This is a genomic window from Acidovorax sp. NO-1 (assembly GCF_000238595.1).
Taxonomy (GTDB): domain Bacteria; phylum Pseudomonadota; class Gammaproteobacteria; order Burkholderiales; family Burkholderiaceae_C; genus Acidovorax.
Genome location: NZ_AGTS01000045.1, coordinates 1 through 16,379, shown reverse-complemented (window position 1 = coordinate 16,379; position 16,379 = coordinate 1). Strand labels below are relative to the sequence as shown.

Annotated in this window: 14 protein-coding genes and 2 pseudogenes; 12 read left to right on the top strand and 4 right to left on the bottom strand. The window is 62.7% G+C overall.

All coding sequences use genetic code 11. From position 1 onward, the window contains the following. Positions 1–73 precede the first annotated feature (73 nt). The gene (locus KYG_RS04430) at positions 74–826 is read left to right on the top strand and encodes a 16S rRNA pseudouridine(516) synthase (protein ID WP_034693140.1); all 753 of its coding nucleotides are present in this window, start codon (positions 74–76) and stop codon (positions 824–826) included. A gap of 84 nt (positions 827–910) precedes the next feature. Here KYG_RS04430 and KYG_RS23585 read toward each other — a convergent pair. Then, a protein-coding gene (locus KYG_RS23585) for an IS3 family transposase (protein ID WP_085942498.1) occupies positions 911–2,268 on the bottom strand; the annotation gives its coding sequence in 2 pieces (ribosomal slippage) (positions 911–1,768 and positions 1,771–2,268; 1,356 coding nt in all). A 132-nt stretch (positions 2,269–2,400) separates the two neighbouring features. Here KYG_RS23585 and KYG_RS04415 point away from each other — a divergent pair. From KYG_RS04415 to KYG_RS04370, 10 genes and pseudogenes are all read left to right on the top strand, one after another. After that, positions 2,401–3,384: a beta-propeller fold lactonase family protein gene (locus KYG_RS04415; RefSeq protein WP_034693135.1), complete on the top strand. Its 984-nt coding sequence runs from the start codon at positions 2,401–2,403 to the stop codon at positions 3,382–3,384. After that, the gene (locus KYG_RS04410) at positions 3,384–4,214 is read left to right on the top strand and encodes a polysaccharide deacetylase family protein (RefSeq protein WP_085942497.1); all 831 of its coding nucleotides are present in this window, start codon (positions 3,384–3,386) and stop codon (positions 4,212–4,214) included. Before KYG_RS04415 ends, KYG_RS04410 begins: the two co-directional genes overlap by 1 nt. A gap of 84 nt (positions 4,215–4,298) precedes the next feature. Then, a complete protein-coding gene (locus tag KYG_RS04405) occupies positions 4,299–5,312 on the top strand; it encodes a sterol desaturase family protein (protein WP_008903629.1) in 1,014 nt (337 codons plus the stop codon). Between the two features lie 38 nt (positions 5,313–5,350). Continuing rightward, a pseudogene (locus KYG_RS04400) lies at positions 5,351–6,290 on the top strand (EI24 domain-containing protein). Further along, positions 6,287–7,108, top strand: coding sequence for a molybdopterin-binding protein (locus KYG_RS04395; protein ID WP_008903627.1), 822 nt, complete (start codon positions 6,287–6,289; stop codon positions 7,106–7,108). The pseudogene KYG_RS04400 and the gene KYG_RS04395 overlap by 4 nt, the downstream one beginning before the upstream one ends. Positions 7,109–7,281: 173 nt before the next feature. Next, positions 7,282–8,697: a type I glutamate--ammonia ligase gene (gene glnA, locus KYG_RS04390; RefSeq protein ID WP_008903626.1), complete on the top strand. Its 1,416-nt coding sequence runs from the start codon at positions 7,282–7,284 to the stop codon at positions 8,695–8,697. 212 nt (positions 8,698–8,909) lie between these two features. Beyond that, positions 8,910–9,413 (top strand): hypothetical protein, encoded by a 504-nt coding sequence (locus KYG_RS04385; RefSeq protein ID WP_008903625.1) that lies wholly within the window; start codon positions 8,910–8,912, stop codon positions 9,411–9,413. Between the two features lie 95 nt (positions 9,414–9,508). After that, positions 9,509–10,531, top strand: coding sequence for a nitrogen regulation protein NR(II) (gene glnL / locus KYG_RS04380; protein WP_008903624.1), 1,023 nt, complete (start codon positions 9,509–9,511; stop codon positions 10,529–10,531). Positions 10,532–10,582: 51 nt separating this feature from the next. Continuing rightward, entirely contained in the window at positions 10,583–12,223 is a 1,641-nt protein-coding gene (ntrC, locus tag KYG_RS04375; RefSeq protein ID WP_008903623.1) for a nitrogen regulation protein NR(I), read from the top strand. Positions 12,224–12,452: 229 nt separating this feature from the next. Further along, complete coding sequence (locus KYG_RS04370) at positions 12,453–13,391, top strand: PA2169 family four-helix-bundle protein (RefSeq protein ID WP_008903622.1); 939 nt, start codon at positions 12,453–12,455, stop codon at positions 13,389–13,391. A 159-nt stretch (positions 13,392–13,550) separates the two neighbouring features. Here KYG_RS04370 and xth read toward each other — a convergent pair whose 3' ends face one another. The 3 genes from xth to KYG_RS04355 form a co-directional block, all read right to left on the bottom strand. Beyond that, complete coding sequence (gene xth, locus KYG_RS04365) at positions 13,551–14,327, bottom strand: exodeoxyribonuclease III (protein WP_008903621.1); 777 nt, start codon at positions 14,325–14,327, stop codon at positions 13,551–13,553. 90 nt (positions 14,328–14,417) lie between these two features. Continuing rightward, the gene (locus KYG_RS04360) at positions 14,418–14,906 is read right to left on the bottom strand and encodes a dihydrofolate reductase (RefSeq protein WP_008903620.1); all 489 of its coding nucleotides are present in this window, start codon (positions 14,904–14,906) and stop codon (positions 14,418–14,420) included. A 4-nt stretch (positions 14,907–14,910) separates the two neighbouring features. Continuing rightward, positions 14,911–15,780, bottom strand: coding sequence for a thymidylate synthase (locus KYG_RS04355; RefSeq protein ID WP_008903619.1), 870 nt, complete (start codon positions 15,778–15,780; stop codon positions 14,911–14,913). 289 nt (positions 15,781–16,069) lie between these two features. Here KYG_RS04355 and KYG_RS23580 point away from each other — a divergent pair. Further along, a pseudogene (locus tag KYG_RS23580) lies at positions 16,070–16,379 on the top strand (transposase); the annotation flags it as partial.

The window sequence follows — 16,379 nt, the reverse complement described above, 5'->3', positions numbered from 1 at the left end:
TCGTCGACTGGGGTTTTTTGCTTTGCGGGGCAACAATAAATCTGTGCTCGGCACGCTTAAGCCGGTATTGACCATGCAATTACAAGACATCCTGTATTCCCAAGGCTTTGGTACCCGTCGCGTCTGTGCGGGGCTGATTCAGCAGGGGTGGGTTTCTGTGCGTAATGCATCGTCCGCTAGTGCCGAGCAGGTTCTATGCACGGATGCTACCGCTGACTTTGAGCCCCAAGAACTGATGCTGTGTGTGCAGGGTGTTGAATGGCCATTCCACGCCAAAGCCTACGTGCTGCTACACAAGCCCGCTGGAACGGAGTGTTCTCAGAAGCCATCCACCTACCCGAGCATTTACACGCTCTTACCGCCGCCACTGCGCCAGCGTCCTACAAAAAGTGCTGTGCAGGGGGTGCAGGCCGTGGGACGGCTGGACCAGGACACCACCGGACTGCTGTTGCTGAGTGACGATGGGCAATTCATTCACCGCATGAGCTCTCCTAAAAAGCATGTGCCCAAGCTGTACCAGGTCACGACCAAACATCCGGTGGACGAAAAGCAAATTTCGAGTTTGTTGGAGGGGGTGGTGTTGGACGACGATCCGAAACCAGTGAAAGCGGCAGCATGTGTGCAAACTGCGAGCCACCGATTGGATCTGACCCTCACTGAAGGAAAGTACCACCAGGTCAAGCGTATGCTTGCTGCGGTCGGAAATCGGGTAGAGGGATTGCACCGATCTCGGATTGGCGCATTGGAATTGCCCACAACCCTGATGCCCGGTGAATGGAAATGGCTGGATGAGGATGATCTGGACTTGCTGACCCGCTCTTCCTGAGCGGCCATCTGAAAGCAAAAGGGATTTTGAACCGCCTCGGGTTTGAACTGACCCACAGAAGTTGGACGGTTGCCATCCCGCCAACTAGGCGGTGTTTCTCAGCCGGTATCCCACCGGGCTGAGCCCGTTCAATCTGAGCTTGATGCGCTCGTGGTTGTAGTAATTGACGTAATCATGTACGCCTGCTTCGAGCGCATCAATGCTGTTGGGTGCTGCAAGATGGAAGTACTCGGCCTTCAGGGTGCCGAAGAAGCTCTCAATTGCCGCGTTGTCAAAGCAGTTGCCCTTACGGCTCATGCTTTGCTTGACTCCACGCTGCGCAAGCATCACTCGATAGGGTTGCATCTTGTAGTGCCAGCCTTGATCCGAGTGAACGATCAGTTCCGCAGTGCACGCGGTCCGCGAAAGCGCTGCCCGCAGTGTGCTGGAAACCAGCTCGAAGACGGGACGCCTTGCCATTTGGTGCGCGATGATCTCCCCGTTGTATAGGTCCATACAGGCTGACAGATAGAGTTTTTGGCCTTTCACATTGAACTCGGTGACATCTATCACCCACTTCTGGTTTGGCGCGGCCGCGCAGAAGTCGCGCTCCAGGACGTTCGGCACGTGCGCATCGCTTATGCCTGGGACCTGTCGGGAGCGCTTCTTCGCCCGGATCACCGCGCGCAGCCCCATCTTTTGCATCAGACGCTGAACGCACTTGTGGTTGACCGGTTCCGCCATTGAATTGCACAGTGCTGCCGTAATTCTTCTATATCCGTAGCGGCCCTTGTGCTCGTCATAGACGGCCCGGATCCTGGGCTCCATGGCGCTCTGTGGGCTCATTCGCTGGGCCGCGTGGCACTGGTAATAGAACGTACTGCGCGCCAAGCCTGCTACCTGCAGTAGGTCCGCCAATTTATGTTGCTGCCTCAACCCGGCAATCAGGCGCGCTTTGTCGGCGCAGCTGATCTCTTTGACCGGATCAAGGCTTGCAATTTTTTTAGGTAGGCCACCTCCGCGCGCAGTCGCTCGTTCTCTTCGCGCAGGGCCTGCGCCGAATCGGTGATGGCCGTACTTGGTGGCGCTGGGCAGCGTCGTTCTTTCTTCATACTGGGGTGCTCTGGCTCCCTGATACCGATGGCCTCCACGCCGCCTTCATCGAGCTTGCGTCGCCAGACCACGACTTGGTTGGGATTGCGGATGTCATAGATCGCCGCAACTTGGCGGCTTGATAGCTGTTCGCGGTCCTGGTGGGACAGCACCTGTAGCTTGAACTGCGCACTGTATGTGCTGCGCTTGGGTCGCAACCCGCCAATGCCGTGCAAGCGGTAGTGGCTCACCCATGTGCGAACCTTCTCCTCGGGAACCGACCACCGCCGAGCCAAGAGCTTCGCGCCGCCTTCGCCAGCCAAGAAGCTTTGGACCACTTCCAGCTTGAACTCCGTTTTGTACTTCTTCATGTAACCCCTTGAAGTTTGTCTAACTTCTGGGGGGCAGTTCAAACCCGGGGCGGTTCAGCACTGTTACGTACCTCCGGCCGGGTGTGTTCCGGCTGCACAGCTACACTCTTAGTCTCTGTTGAAAGTGGTGCTGTGAAGATTTCTCGGTTTGCACGTACGTGCGCTGTCGTGGCTTGGCTGTGGGTCTCGACGGGATGGGTATTGGCAGCCGCGCCACCACTGTTTGTTCTGAACTCCCTGGAGGCCAGTGTCAGTGTCATTGACCCTGTGGCCTGGACAGAAACGGCGCGCATTCCGACGGGCAAAGAGCCTCACCATCTGTATCTCACGCCGGATGAGAAGTCGATCATTGTGGCCAATGCCTTGGCGGACACGCTGACGTTTCTCGATCCTCGCACCGCGCAGGTTCAACGCACTCTGCGGGGGATTGTGGACCCCTATCACCTGCGGTTTTCGCCCGACATGAAGTGGTTCATCACTGCAGCAAACCGGCTGAACCACGTGGATTTCTACCGATGGGACGGCAAGGAGCTGACGCTCGTCCAGCGGGTGGCGACCTCGCGCACGCCCAGCCACTTGTGGATCGACAGCCGCAGCACAACGGTGTATTCCACCATGCAGGACAGTGATGAGCTCGTGGCCATCGATATCGCCACTCAGAAAATCAAGTGGCGCACCAAGACGGGTGCGATGCCCGCCGACTTGTATGGCAGCGCCGATGACAAGCGCCTGTTTGTGGGCCTGACCGGTAGCGACAGCGTGGAAGTGTTTGATGTATCGGGACGCGAGCCCGTGAGCATCAAGAAAATCAGAACGGGCAACGGTGCCCACGCATTTCGCGCAGCGGGCGATGGGCGCCACCTGTATGTGAGCAACCGGGTGGCCAACTCCATCAGCAAGATCGATATGACCACCCAGGAAGTGGTCGATGCTTACCCCGTCCCCGGGGGGCCCGACTGCATGGAGGTTTCGGCCGACGGTCGCTTCATCTATGTGAGTTCCCGCTGGGCGCGCAAGCTGTCCGTGGTCGACACGGTGGCCAAGAAGGTCGTGCGACAGGTGACTGTGGGCAAATCTCCCCATGGCGTATGGACGCTGCAGCACGCTCCCCGCTGATGCGTTCTGGTGTGCGGGCGCCTGCGTATGGTCGGGACCGGGGGAGACAAGTGTCTTTTGCTATAGTATTTATAGCTTTTGGCGCTTTTCTATCAAGCGCCGGGGCCCAAAATCAGTGTAAAAAACCGCTCTACCTGACGTTTGACACCGGCCACATGGCTGTCGCGCCGTTGGTTGCCGAGGTGCTGGCCCGCCAACAGGTGCGCGTGACGTTTTTCGCTGCCAATGAGCGGACCCAGGAAGGGGATGGCAGCTTGGGGGACCACTGGGCGCCCTGGTGGCGGGCCCGGGCCGCAGAGGGACACGAGTTTGCATCCCACACCTGGGACCACACCTATTGGCGCGCGGACATGGGACCGGCGCACACCCCGTCCTTTCGCGTCCGGCCTTCCGCCGGGCCGCGTGCCGGGCAGGATTTTGTGCTGACAGCCAGCGATTACTGTGCGGAGATCACACGCGCCTCCGACCGTTTGAAGCAGGTGACTGGCAAAGCACCGTTGCCGCTGTTTCGCGCGCCAGGCGGAAAGACGTCGCCTCAATTGCTTGCCAGCGCCCGTGCATGTGGGTACGCGCATGTGGGGTGGTCGCCAGCAGGATTCCTGGGAGACGAGTTGCCCAGCGAGATTTCCAGCAACACGGCGCTGCTGAACAAGGCGTTGCGGGATGTGCGCAGTGGTGACATCCTGCTCGCGCACCTAGGGATCTGGTCCCGCAAGGACCCGTGGGCGCCTGCTGTTCTGGAGCCGATGATTGTCGGGTTGAAGGAGCGCGGATTCTGCTTTCGCACGCTGCGAGAGCATCCTGACTACGCACCTTTGGTGGGGCGCTGAGTGCGGTGGAGGGCGCGCAGCTCATTCAAGTAGTTCGGTGCAATGGCAAGTTTGGTGAGTGACGGACGGACGGAGCAAGACGCAATGGGTTGGCTAGGCAATGGGTTCGACGCGGCGCAGCAATGGCTTTTCGAGAGCCTGTTGCAGCCGGTGATGTTTGCGGCAGGCTTGGGCAATCAGCTCGAAAGTGGCTATGAGGCCGCTGGATGGGTGCTGGTGGGGCTGCTACAGCTGGTGGTGATTGTCGCAGTCATTGGCCCCTTGCAGCGTTGGCGGCCGGTAGAGGCCGTCACCGACCGAGCTACGATTCGTACCGACATTCTCTACACGCTGATTCACCGGCTGGGCCTGTTTCGCCTGGGCCTTTTCCTCGCGGTAGACCCGCTGATGGATTCCCTCTTCGGCACGCTGCGGGTGGCTGGCATCAGCACCTTTCAGCTTGACGGCCTCTGGCCTGGGTTCACCGATGTCCCCTGGGTCAGCCTGGTGCTGTACCTGGTGGTGTTTGACTTCGTGGATTACTGGATTCACCGGGGGCAGCACCATTTTGCATGGTGGTGGCGCCTGCATTCCTTGCACCATGCGCAGCGCCAGATGACCATGTGGAGTGACAACCGCAATCATCTGCTGGACGATGTGCTGCGCGACACCATCCTGGTGGTGGTGGCGCAGCTCATTGGCGTGGCACCGGGGCAGTTCATTGCCATCGTGGCCATCACGCAGCTCAGCGAGAGCTTCCAGCACGCCAATGTGCGCCTGTGGTTTGGGCGCTGGGGTGAGCGGTTGTGGATCAGCCCGCGTTTTCACCGCCTGCACCACAGCATCGGCATTGGCCACGAGACCATGAAACCCTTGTCGGAGAGGGCGGCCACTGCGCAAGGCGCCAGACACCGCGTGGTGCTGGGCGGGCACAACTTCGGCGTATTGCTCCCCTGGTGGGACATGCTGATGCGCACCGCCAACTTCGAACTGCGTTTTGATCCCACGGGCGTGCGCGATCAGGTGGAACCGGGGCCCGATGGGCGCTTGCGCGACTATGGCCGGGGGTTTTGGTCGCAGCAGTGGCGGGGCGTGCTGCGGCTGGTGGGCAGGGCCTGAAAGACCCTCCGCGCAGTCAAGAAGGTATGCTTGTCGGCATGGGACTCCTGCTTGATTCTTTCTGGCGTGCCGCTGCCTACTGCATGCGCCCGCGCGTCATGGCGCTGTCCGTTTTGCCATTGCTGCTGATGGTGGGGCTGGCGCTGGGCCTGGGCTATTTTTATTGGGACGGCGCGGTGCAGGGCATGCGCGCGCTGCTGGATGCATCGCCGTTCCTCGCCAGTTTCTGGAGCTGGCTTCAGGGGTGGGGGCTTGGTGATGTCACCTCGGTGGTTGCGCCCCTGATGGTGGTGTTGGCGGTGGCTCCGGCGTTGGTCGTGGTCTCGCTGCTGGTGGTTGCGGTGCTTATGACACCCGCCCTGGTGGCGCTGGTGGCGGACCGGCGGTTCCCGACGCTCGAGCGCAAGAAGGGTGGTTCTTTCATTGCCAGCGTGGCCTGGTCGCTCAGTTCCACCGTGCTCGCACTGATTGCCCTGGTGGTGTCGGTACCCCTTTGGCTGGTGCCCCCGCTGGTGCTCATCCTGCCTCCCCTGATCTGGGGTTGGCTGACCTACCGTGTGATGGTGTTTGATGCGCTGGCCGAGCACGCCAGCAAGGGCGAGCGGCAGGAAATTTTCCGCCGCCACCGCAGCAGCTTGCTGGGGATTGGAATTCTGAGTGGCTACCTGGGGGCCGCGCCCAGCATCGTCTGGGCTTCTGGCGTGGTGTTTGCAGCCGCGTTCTTCGTGCTGGTGCCTCTTGCGATCTGGATTTACACCCTGGTTTTTTGCATTCTCGTCGCTGTGGTTCAGCCACTATTGCCTTGCCGCCCTTCAACGTTTGCGTGAAGAAGCCGGTACCGGGCCCAACGCAACGTCAACCACTGCGGAGCCTGCCCCGCGCGCGTCACAGGCCGAACCCGTGGCTATAACCGGGCTCACGCCCTCTGCAGCGCTTGCGGCCCCCGAAGCTTCCTCCACCCCTGCCTCTGCATCATGAACCCCTCCTTCGGCCTGATCATCGTGGGCGACGAGATCCTCTCGGGCAAGCGCTCTGACAAACACATGCCCAAAGTCATCGAACTGCTGTCTGCGCGCGGCCTTTCGCTGGACTATGCCGACTATGTGGGAGACAACCCGGATCGCATTACCGCCACGCTGGAGCGCGGGTTCGCGTCGGGCGATGTGGTGTTCTCGTGCGGCGGCATTGGCGCCACCCCTGATGACCACACCCGCCAATGCGCAGCGCGCGCACTGGGTCGGGGGCTGGCATTGCACCCCGAGGCTGAATCCCTGGTCCGTGAACGCATGCAGGACGTTGCGCGCGAGCAGGGTGTGGCGTATGAACCCGACCGGCCGGACAACGTCCACCGGCTCAACATGGGGATGTTTCCGGAAGGCGCGCAAATCATTCCCAACCCATACAACAAGATTCCGGGCTTCAGTTGCCAAGGGAGTGGGGGTGGGTCCGTGCATTTCCTGCCCGGCTTTCCCGTCATGGCCTGGCCGATGGTGGAATGGGTGCTGGACCATCACTACGCGTCTTTTTTCAACCGCACGCCCCAAACCGAGCATTCGGTGGTGGTATATGCTGCCATGGAGGCTGCATTGACACCCCTCATGGAGCGTATTGAGCTGTCCCATCCCGGCATCCGGGTTTTCAGCCTGCCCAGTGTGGATCACCCGCAACATGGGCGGCACATTGAGTTGGGCGTCAAGGGGCCTGCAGCGTTGGTGCCGGCGGCGTGGACGGCGCTGAAAACCGGGCTGCACGAGTTTGGTGCAAACTTGGGCCCGGAATTGGTGCGGGAAATGTGAGGCTCAGTTTTTCATCACTCCATGCACTCTATTGGTGCAATGGGTGGTGCGCCCAGCTAACCTGAACTCCACGGTGCTCCTACATAGTGCGGCTCTTGCACCCAGCTGGCACGCAAACTGCTTTTGTCTCTACAAACTCTTTTTTCAACAAGCGCTTTACCCAGGAGAACCTGATGGCCAAGACCGTTGCAGACGTGATGAAGATGGTGAAGGAAAACGAAGTCAAGTTCGTGGACTTCCGCTTTACCGATACCCGTGGCAAGCAGCACCACACCACGGTGCCCGTCTCGCACTTTGACGAAGACAAGTTCATTTCGGGCCATGCGTTCGACGGCTCGTCGATCGCCGGCTGGAAGGGTATCGAAGCCTCCGACATGCAACTGATCCCCGATCCAAGCTCGGCCAACATCGATCCGTTCTTTGAAGAAACCACGCTGATCCTGACCTGCGACGTGATCGAACCCAGCGATGGCAAGGCGTATGACCGTGATCCGCGCTCGGTGGCCAAGCGGGCCGAAGCGTACCTGAAGGCTTCCGGTCTGGGGGATACCGCCTTCTTCGGCCCCGAGCCAGAATTCTTCATCTTTGACGGCGTGCGCTGGAGCACGGAGCCCAATAACACCTTCTACGAAATTGAAGAGTACGAAGCCCCCTGGAACACAGGCGCCAAGCTCGAAGGTGGCAACCGTGGGCACCGTCCCACGGTCAAGGGTGGTTATTTCCCCGTGCCACCTGTGGACAGCACGCAGGACATGCGCGCTGAGATGTCGCTGATCCTCGAATCCCTGGGCATTCCGGTCGAAGTGTTCCACCACGAAGTGGCGGGCGCTGGCCAGAACGAAATCGGTACCAAGTTCAGCACGCTGGTGGAGCGCGCAGACTGGACCATGCTGCAAAAGTACGTCATCCATAACGTGGCAAACGCCTACGGCAAGACGGCAACGTTCATGCCCAAGCCCTACCACGGCGACAACGGTTCGGGCATGCACGTGCACCAGTCGGTATGGAAGGATGGCAAGAACCTGTTCGCTGGCGACGGCTATGCCGGCCTGAGCGACTTCGCCCTGTACTACATCGGCGGCATCATCAAGCACGCCCGTGCCCTCAATGCCATCACCAACCCCGGTACCAACAGCTACAAGCGCCTGGTGCCCCACTTCGAAGCCCCGGTGAAGCTGGCCTACTCGGCCAAGAACCGTTCTGCCTCGATCCGCATCCCTTACGTGGCCAACCCCAAGGGCCGCCGCGTGGAAGCCCGCTTCCCCGATCCGCTGATGAACCCCTACCTGGGCTTTGCGGCACTGCTGATGGCCGGTCTGGACGGCGTGGAAAACAAGATCCATCCTGGCGAAGCCGCCACCAAGGATCTGTACCATCTGCCCCCCGAAGAAGACAAGCTGGTGCCTACCGTGTGCCACAGCCTGGACCAGGCCCTGGAGGCACTGGACAAGGACCGCGGCTTCCTGACCAAGGGGGGTGTGTTCTCCGACAGCATGATCGACGCCTACATTGACCTGAAGATGGGTGAAGTGACGCGCTTTCGCATGTCGGTGCACCCTGTGGAATACGACATGTATTACTCGCTGTAATCGCCTGTCCGCAGGCGCTTGCCCTCCAAAAGGCGGCCTTGGCCGCCTTTTTTCATGGTGCGCAGCACGCGCTGTCGTCGAGGTGGAACCAATGGGACCGTTGTCGCATCCGTCTACAAAGCCCTGCCGGGGGGCGCTGGTGTTGCATTGGCGATGTGTGACGATTGGGGGATACTCCCCTGAACCCCTGCAGGGCAGTGCCAGGAAACCGAATGAAGAAAACGCTCATCACCACCTTGTTAATGATTGCCGCGACGGCCCCCGCCGCATGGGCGCAAGACCGCATCTACCGTTGTGGCAACGAATACACCAACAACGCCCAGCAGGCCAGGGAGCGCGGCTGCAAGCTGGTGGAGGGCGGCAACGTCACGGTGGTCCAGGGCAGCCGCCCGGCTGCGGCCGCTGCGCCAGCAGCGGGTGGTGGCACAGCGGCACCCGCGTCGCCGCCATCCGCACCCCGTGTCAACACCAACGACCAGAAGGCCCGCGATGCGGATGCGCGCGCCATTCTTGAATCCGAGCTGCGCAAGGCCGAGACGCGCCACGCCGAGCTGGTCAAGGAATACAACAACGGTGCCCCGGAGCGCAACGCACTGGACCTGCGCAATCCGCAGCGCTACCTGGAGCGCACGGCTGAGCTCAAGGCCAGCGTAGCCCGCAGCGAGAGCGACATCGCCGGCATCAAGCGGGAAATCGCGCGCCTGCCGGCGAACTGATACAGATACCCCTCCTGGCTGGCGCGCTTTTGACATCCTCTCCCACCCCGGAAGCTCCCGCCAGCGGCGCTGGCCGCTTCAACTCCCTCGACCTCATGTCCACGCTGGTGGCGGTATTGCGCGCCGACGGCGCCGTGCAGTTTGCCAACGCCGCCCTCGAGAACGCCCTGGGCCTTTCGCGGCGCACGCTGGAGGGCGTGGACTTCTCTACCTTCTTCACCGATCCCGCGCTGTTGCAGACAGCGCTGGCGGGCGCCCGCGGCAAGGACTTTGCCGCATTGCGCTATGAGGCCAGCCTGAAGCGCCTGCACCAGGACCCGGTGCCCGTGCATGTGAGCGTGGCCGATGCCGAACAGGTGGGTGAAATACTGGTGGAGCTGTGGCCGCTGGAGCAGCAGGCCCGGCAGGACCGCGAGGAGCGCCTGCTCGACCAGGCCCAGGCCAACAAGGAGCTGATCCGCAACCTGGCCCACGAGATCAAGAACCCGCTGGGTGGAATTCGCGGCGCCGCGCAGCTGCTGGAGATGGAGCTTGAAAGCCGCGAGCTGACCGAGTACACCCAGGTCATCATTCACGAAGCCGACCGCCTGCAAAGCCTGGTGGACCGGCTGCTCGCGCCCCACCGGCATCCCCACCTGGTGGGTGACGTCAACATACATGAGGTGTGCGAGCGTGTTCGCTCCCTGGTGCTGGTGGAATACCCGCAGGGCCTCAAGGTGCTGCGCGACTACGACACCTCGATCCCCGAGTTCCGTGGCGACCGCGCCCAGCTCATCCAGGCGCTGCTGAACATTGTGCAGAACGCAGCCCAGGCGCTGACCGAGCGCATCGCAGAGGGCGATGCGACGATCACGCTGCGCACCCGTGTGGCGAGACAGGTAACGTTTGGTCGCCAGCGCTATCGGCTGGCACTGGAATTGCATGTCATCGACAACGGGCCGGGCGTGCCCGACGCGATCAAGGAGCGTATTTTTTACCCCTTGGTATCGGGTCGGGACGGCGGGTCAGGGCTGGGGCTCACGTTGGCACAAACCTTCGTGCAGCGCCATCATGGGTTGATCGAATGCGACAGCGTACCGGGTCGCACCGATTTCCGCATCCTGATCCCGCTGCCTTAAACACGCGCACATGGTCCCTGACAAGCAACCACAGGGAAGGTAAGAAAACACATGAAGCCGATCTGGTTAGTAGACGACGACCCCTCGATCCGCTTCGTCCTTGAAAAGGCGCTGGCCCGCGAGAACCTGCCCACCCGCAGTTTCACGCACCCCCGCGAGGTGCTCGACGCGCTCGCCGACCTCGCCCCGGGCGACCCGGCCCGCCAAGGCCCCCAGGTGCTGGTGAGCGACATTCGCATGCCCGGGGGCTCGGGCCTGCAACTGCTGGAAAAAGTCCGCGAATTGCAGCCCGGCCTGCCCGTCATCATCATGACGGCGTACTCCGACCTCGACAGCGCCGTGTCGGCCTTTCAGCGCGGCGCTTTCGAATACCTTCCCAAGCCGTTTGACCTGCCCAAGGCGGTGGAGCTCATCCGCCGTGCGGTGGAAGAAAGCCAGCGCGAGGAAGTCACGGAAGAGCGCCAGACCGAGACCCCCGAGATGTTGGGCCAGGCCCCCGCCATGCAGGACGTGTTCCGTGCCATCGGCCGCCTGAGCCAAAGCCAGGTCACCGTGCTCATCACCGGCGAGTCGGGCTCGGGCAAGGAGTTGGTGGCGCGCGCGCTGCACAAGCACTCGCCCGTGGCAGACGGCCCCTTTGTTGCCATCAATACGGCGGCCATCCCCAAGGATCTGCTGGAGAGCGAACTTTTCGGCCACGAGCGCGGCGCCTTCACCGGCGCGCAGACGCAGCGGCGAGGCCGCTTCGAGCAGGCCGAGGGCGGCACGCTGTTCCTCGATGAAATCGGCGACATGCCGTTCGACTTGCAGACGCGCCTCTTGCGCGTGCTGTCGGACGGCCAGTTTTACCGGGTGGGCGGCCACGCGGCGGTGAAGGCCCATGTGCGCGTGATCGCAGCCACCCACCAGGACCTGGAAAAGCGCGTGAAGGAGGGCGGGTTCCGCGAGGACTTGTTTCACCGCCTCAACGTCATCCGCCTGCGCCTGCCTGCATTGCGCGAGCGCCACGAAGACGTGCCGGTGCTCACCCGCTATTTCCTGCAGCAAAGCGCCCGGCAGCTGGGCGTGGAGCCCAAGCGCATTGCGGACTCGGCGCTGGCGCGGCTGGAGCAGTTTGCTTTCCCGGGCAACGTGCGCCAGCTGGAGAACATTTGCCACTGGCTCACGGTGATGGCACCGGCCCAGGTCATTTCGCTGCAGGACCTGCCGCCGGAAGTGCTGGAAGCCCCGGTCTACCAGCCGCCCGCACGGGTGGGGCATGCGGAGCCTGCTGCGCCCGCGTCGGCCGCGCCCGCCGCCGCGACGGCTAAGGCGCCGGAATGGGTGGGCGGCGTCCATTCCCCGGCGCCTGTTGGGGCAGCGGTTTCAGAGGCTACCTCTATCGCTTCGCCCGTCACGGCAGCAATGGCCTGGACCGGGGCGGAGGCAGGCAGTGCCGCGGCCCCCGCGGGCTCAGCGGTGGTGCAGAGCTGGGAGCACGCGCTGGAATCCGAGGCGCAAAAGCTGCTCGCGGGGGGGCAGCCGGAGGTGTGGGACGCGTTGACGCGGCGGTTCGAGTCACGCCTCATTCGCACGGCCCTGTCGGCAACACATGGGCGGCGCATGGAGGCTGCGCAGCGGCTGGGCATCGGGCGCAACACCATCACGCGCAAGATCCAGGAGCTGGGCCTGGATGCGCCGGATGATGTATAAAACAGCGTTTGCGCTTGGACTTGAAACCGCCCTTGTGGAATAAGCGCGACTTGCTATTTTATTTGTAGCTTGTGGATCTGCCAGACACGTCGTGTGTTCGGCGGTGTGGTTCTTGTTTCGCGATGCTCGGCGCTGGCTCGTGTCCTACGCCCACGGCCTCCCTGCACCGACCTCCCGGTCTGGTTGTGACTTCAACAATGAAGGCACTTTCAACCAACCGGAGAGCAATATGTCGGATTTCAACGATGCCAACCGTGACCCTTTGACCAATGAACCTGGTGCCCACCCCGTCGGTACCGGCGTGGGTGCGGCACTGGGCGGAGCCGCTGCCGGCGCTGCAGCAGGTGCCGTTGGCGGGCCGGTGGGCGCTGCCATTGGTGGCGTGGCCGGCGCGGTGGCAGGCGGCCTGGCGGGCAAGGCGGCGGCCGAGGCTGTGAACCCCACCGAAGAAGATGCGTACTGGCGCGAAAGCTACCAGCGTGAACCCTACTACGTCGGCGGCCGCACCTATGACGAATACCGTCCGGCTTATGAACTGGGCTGGTCGTCGGTGGGCCGCTATGAGGGCGAGTTTGACGACGTCGAGCCTCGCCTGGCCGACGACTGGCGCGCCCGCCACGCCGCCGGTCTGCCCTGGACGGATGCGCGCCCCGCAGCCCGTGCCGCCTGGGACCGCGCCCAGAATCGCATCGTCGACGACGAGCGCGCACTGGGCGTTATCGACAACGCGGATGTGGTCGATGCGCTGAACGACTTGCTCGAATCTGCGCGCGACGGCGAATACGGCTTTACTTCTTGCGCAGAGCACGCCGATTCGGTGCAGCTCAAGGGCATTTTCCAGCGCCACGCCCAGGAATGCGCCTCCGCCGCCAGCGAGCTGGAGCACGAAGTGCGACGCCTGGGTGGCGAGCCTGCGTCGGGCGGCACGGTGGCCGGTGCGTTGCACCGCGGCTGGGTCTCGGTGAAGTCGGCGCTGTCGGTGCGTGACGACAAGGCTGTGCTGGAAGAGTGCGAGCGTGGCGAAGACGCTGCCGTGGCGCGCTACCGCAAGGCGCTCAAGACCCCCATGCCTGCAGATGTGCGTGCGATGGTGGAACGCCAGGCCCAGGGCGCCCAGCGCAACCACGACGAAGTGCGCGCCCTGCGCGACACCTTTGCCAAGGCGTAACGTGCCGGGTTAACCCAATCGCCGCACACGGATGCGGTAGTGGATCGGGTACATAAAAAAAGCTGCAAGGTTTACCCCTTGCAGCTTTTTTGCTTCCTTTACGCCATGCGTTATCTGTCATGCCCACTCGCACCCGATGATCAGCTTGGCGCCCCCACATCACGCCATGGTGAGCACCACGGGCGCATGGTCGCTGGGCTGGGGGTTCTTGCGTGGGGCGCGGTCTACGGTGCAGGCGGTCACGCTGGCGCGCAGCGCATCGCTGACCAGAATGTGGTCGATGCGCAGCCCCCGGTTTTTCTGAAACCCGAGCATGCGGTAGTCCCACCACGAGTAGCTTTTCTCGGGCTGCTCGAACATCCGGAAGGTGTCGGTCAGGCCCAGAGCAATCAGGTCCTGAAAATGCTGGCGCTCCTCGACCGTGTGGTGGATGGTGTCCTTGAGGCCCACCGGGTCGAATGAATCGCGGTCTTCGGGCGCCACGTTGAAGTCGCCCAGCAGCGCCAGGCGCGGGTGGGCCAGCAGCTCTTCGCGCAGCCAGCGGTGAAGGGCGGTGAGCCACAGCATCTTGTAGGCAAACTTCTCGGTACCTGGGGCTTGGCCGTTCACGAAGTAGCAGTTCACCAGCCGCAGTTCACCAGCGGGCGTGTCCATCGTGGCGGCGATGACGCGCGCCTGCTCGTCCGTGTGTCCGGGAATGTTGCGCACCACGTCGCGCAGCGGGTGGCGGCTCAGGATGGCCACGCCGTTGTACGTCTTTTGGCCGAAGGTCACGGCCTCATAGCCTGCTTCCTTGAACGCGTCGTGCGGGAACTTGTCGTCGGTGAGCTTGAGTTCCTGCAGGCACAGCGCATCGACCGGGTTGGCTGCAAGCCAGGCCAGCACCTGGGGCAGACGGACGGTGAGGGAGTTGACATTCCAGGTGGCGATTTGCATGTTTTTGGCCTCCAGCGCTTTATGGGTAAGCGCCAAATGCTATGAATTTAGAAGTGATCGCATCGTTGCACGGCAGGGGTCGCCGACCGCTCAGCGCCGTTCGTAACGCACAAAACGGAAGGGCAAGCCGTTGCTGGCGCTGATGTGTGCGCTCTGCCCGGTCGCCACCCATTCCGGCCCCAGAGCGGGTGCGTAAGCGTCGCCGTCAAAGTCCCGCGCAATCTCGGTCACCTCCACGCGCTGGGCCAGGGGCAGGGCCTCGGCGTAGATCTGCGCGCCGCCAATCACCCACACCGTGCCGTCGGCCGGGCACTGCGCCAGCGCATCGGCCAGGCTGTCGGCGCGGCGCGCGCCCTCGGCCTGCCAGTGGGCTTGGCGCGTCAACACGATGTTGGTGCGCCCGGGCAGTGGCCGGAACCGCGGGGGCAGCGAGTCCCAGGTCTTGCGGCCCATGATGACCGGGCAGCCCTGGGTGAGCTGTTTGAAGTGCGCCATGTCCTCGGGGATGTGCCAGGGAATGGCGTTGTCCTTGCCGATGACGCCATTGGCAGCGCGGGCGTAGATGAGGGCGATGTCCATGGCTTTAGACGGCCACAGGGGCTTTGATGGCCGGGTGGCACTGGTAGTCCAGCACCTCAAAGTCCTCGTATTCGTAGTCGAAGATGCTCTCGGGACGGCGCTTGATGTGCAGCGTAGGGTACGGGTAGGGCGTGCGCGCCAGCTGCGTCTGCACCTGCTCGTGATGGTTGCTGTAGATGTGGCAGTCGCCGCCCGTCCAGATGAAGTCGCCCACGTCCAGGTCGCACTGTTGCGCCACCATGTGCGTCAGCAGCGCATAGCTGGCGATGTTGAAGGGCACGCCCAGGAAGATGTCGGCGCTGCGCTGGTACAGCTGGCAGCTCAGCGTGCCGCGCCCATCGGGCTCTTGCGCTGGCGCCACGTAGAACTGGAAGAACGCGTGGCAGGGCATCAGCGCCATCTTGGAAAGCTCGGCCACGTTCCAGGCGCTGACGATGATGCGGCGCGAGTCGGGGTTGGTCTTGAGTGTCTGGATGACGTCGCTGATCTGGTCGATGTGCCCGCGGGGATTGTCCGGGGTGGGCGCGGGCCAGCTGCGCCATTGCACGCCGTACACAGGGCCGAGGTCGCCGTCCTCGCGCGCCCACTCGTCCCAGATGGTGACGCCGCGCTCCTTGAGCCAGTTGTTGTTGCTCGACCCCGTCAGGAACCACAGCAGTTCCTGGATGATGGATTTGAGGTGCACCTTCTTGGTGGTGACCAGCGGAAATCCTTCCTTCAGGTCAAACCGCATCTGGTAGCCGAACACGCTCCGGGTGCCCGTACCTGTGCGATCCGACTTTTCCACGCCTTGCGTGAACACGTGGCGCATGAAGTCTTCGTACTGGGAGCGCACGGGGCGGGCGGAAGAGGGGGTGGAAAGGGGCTGGTTCATGGAACTGCTGGGGTGCTCATCACGGGTGATTGGGTGCGAGGCTCGCCACCGCAAGGCGCCGACGGTGCCGGGAGCGTGCGTCGCAGGATTCTAGGGGACAGCCCGGTACGGGGGCTTGGTCGGGTGTGTAGGCGCAGCCCAGGCGCAGGTGCTTTGACGAGGGGGTGGCGGGCCCTGCTCATTCACAGCCGATGGGGCTCGTTGCATTGCCCACTGAAATTTGCAAAAAATGGCCGCTAGCGCTTGGCGGCCTCAATTCTGAAGTGCAACACCGAGAATTGAGGCCAAGATGTCAAAGAAGAATTACCAGCAGTTGAGCCAGAGCGAACGTCATGCGATAGCCCTTGGACTGCAGCAAAAGCAAAGCCTCAGCGCCATAGCCCGTGCCCTGGGGCGCTGCAAAAGCACCATCAGCCGAGAGTGCCAACGCAATGCGGGCGGCAAGGGCTACAACTCCAAGTTCGCCCAGCAACGCTGCGACAGGCGCAGATGCTTTGCCCGCCCCAACCCAAGCTTGGCCGTGATGGACCTTTGTTCAAAATCGTTCGCGACTACTTGCGCCAGCGCTGGTCGCCCCAGCAAATCGCAGGACAGTTGAA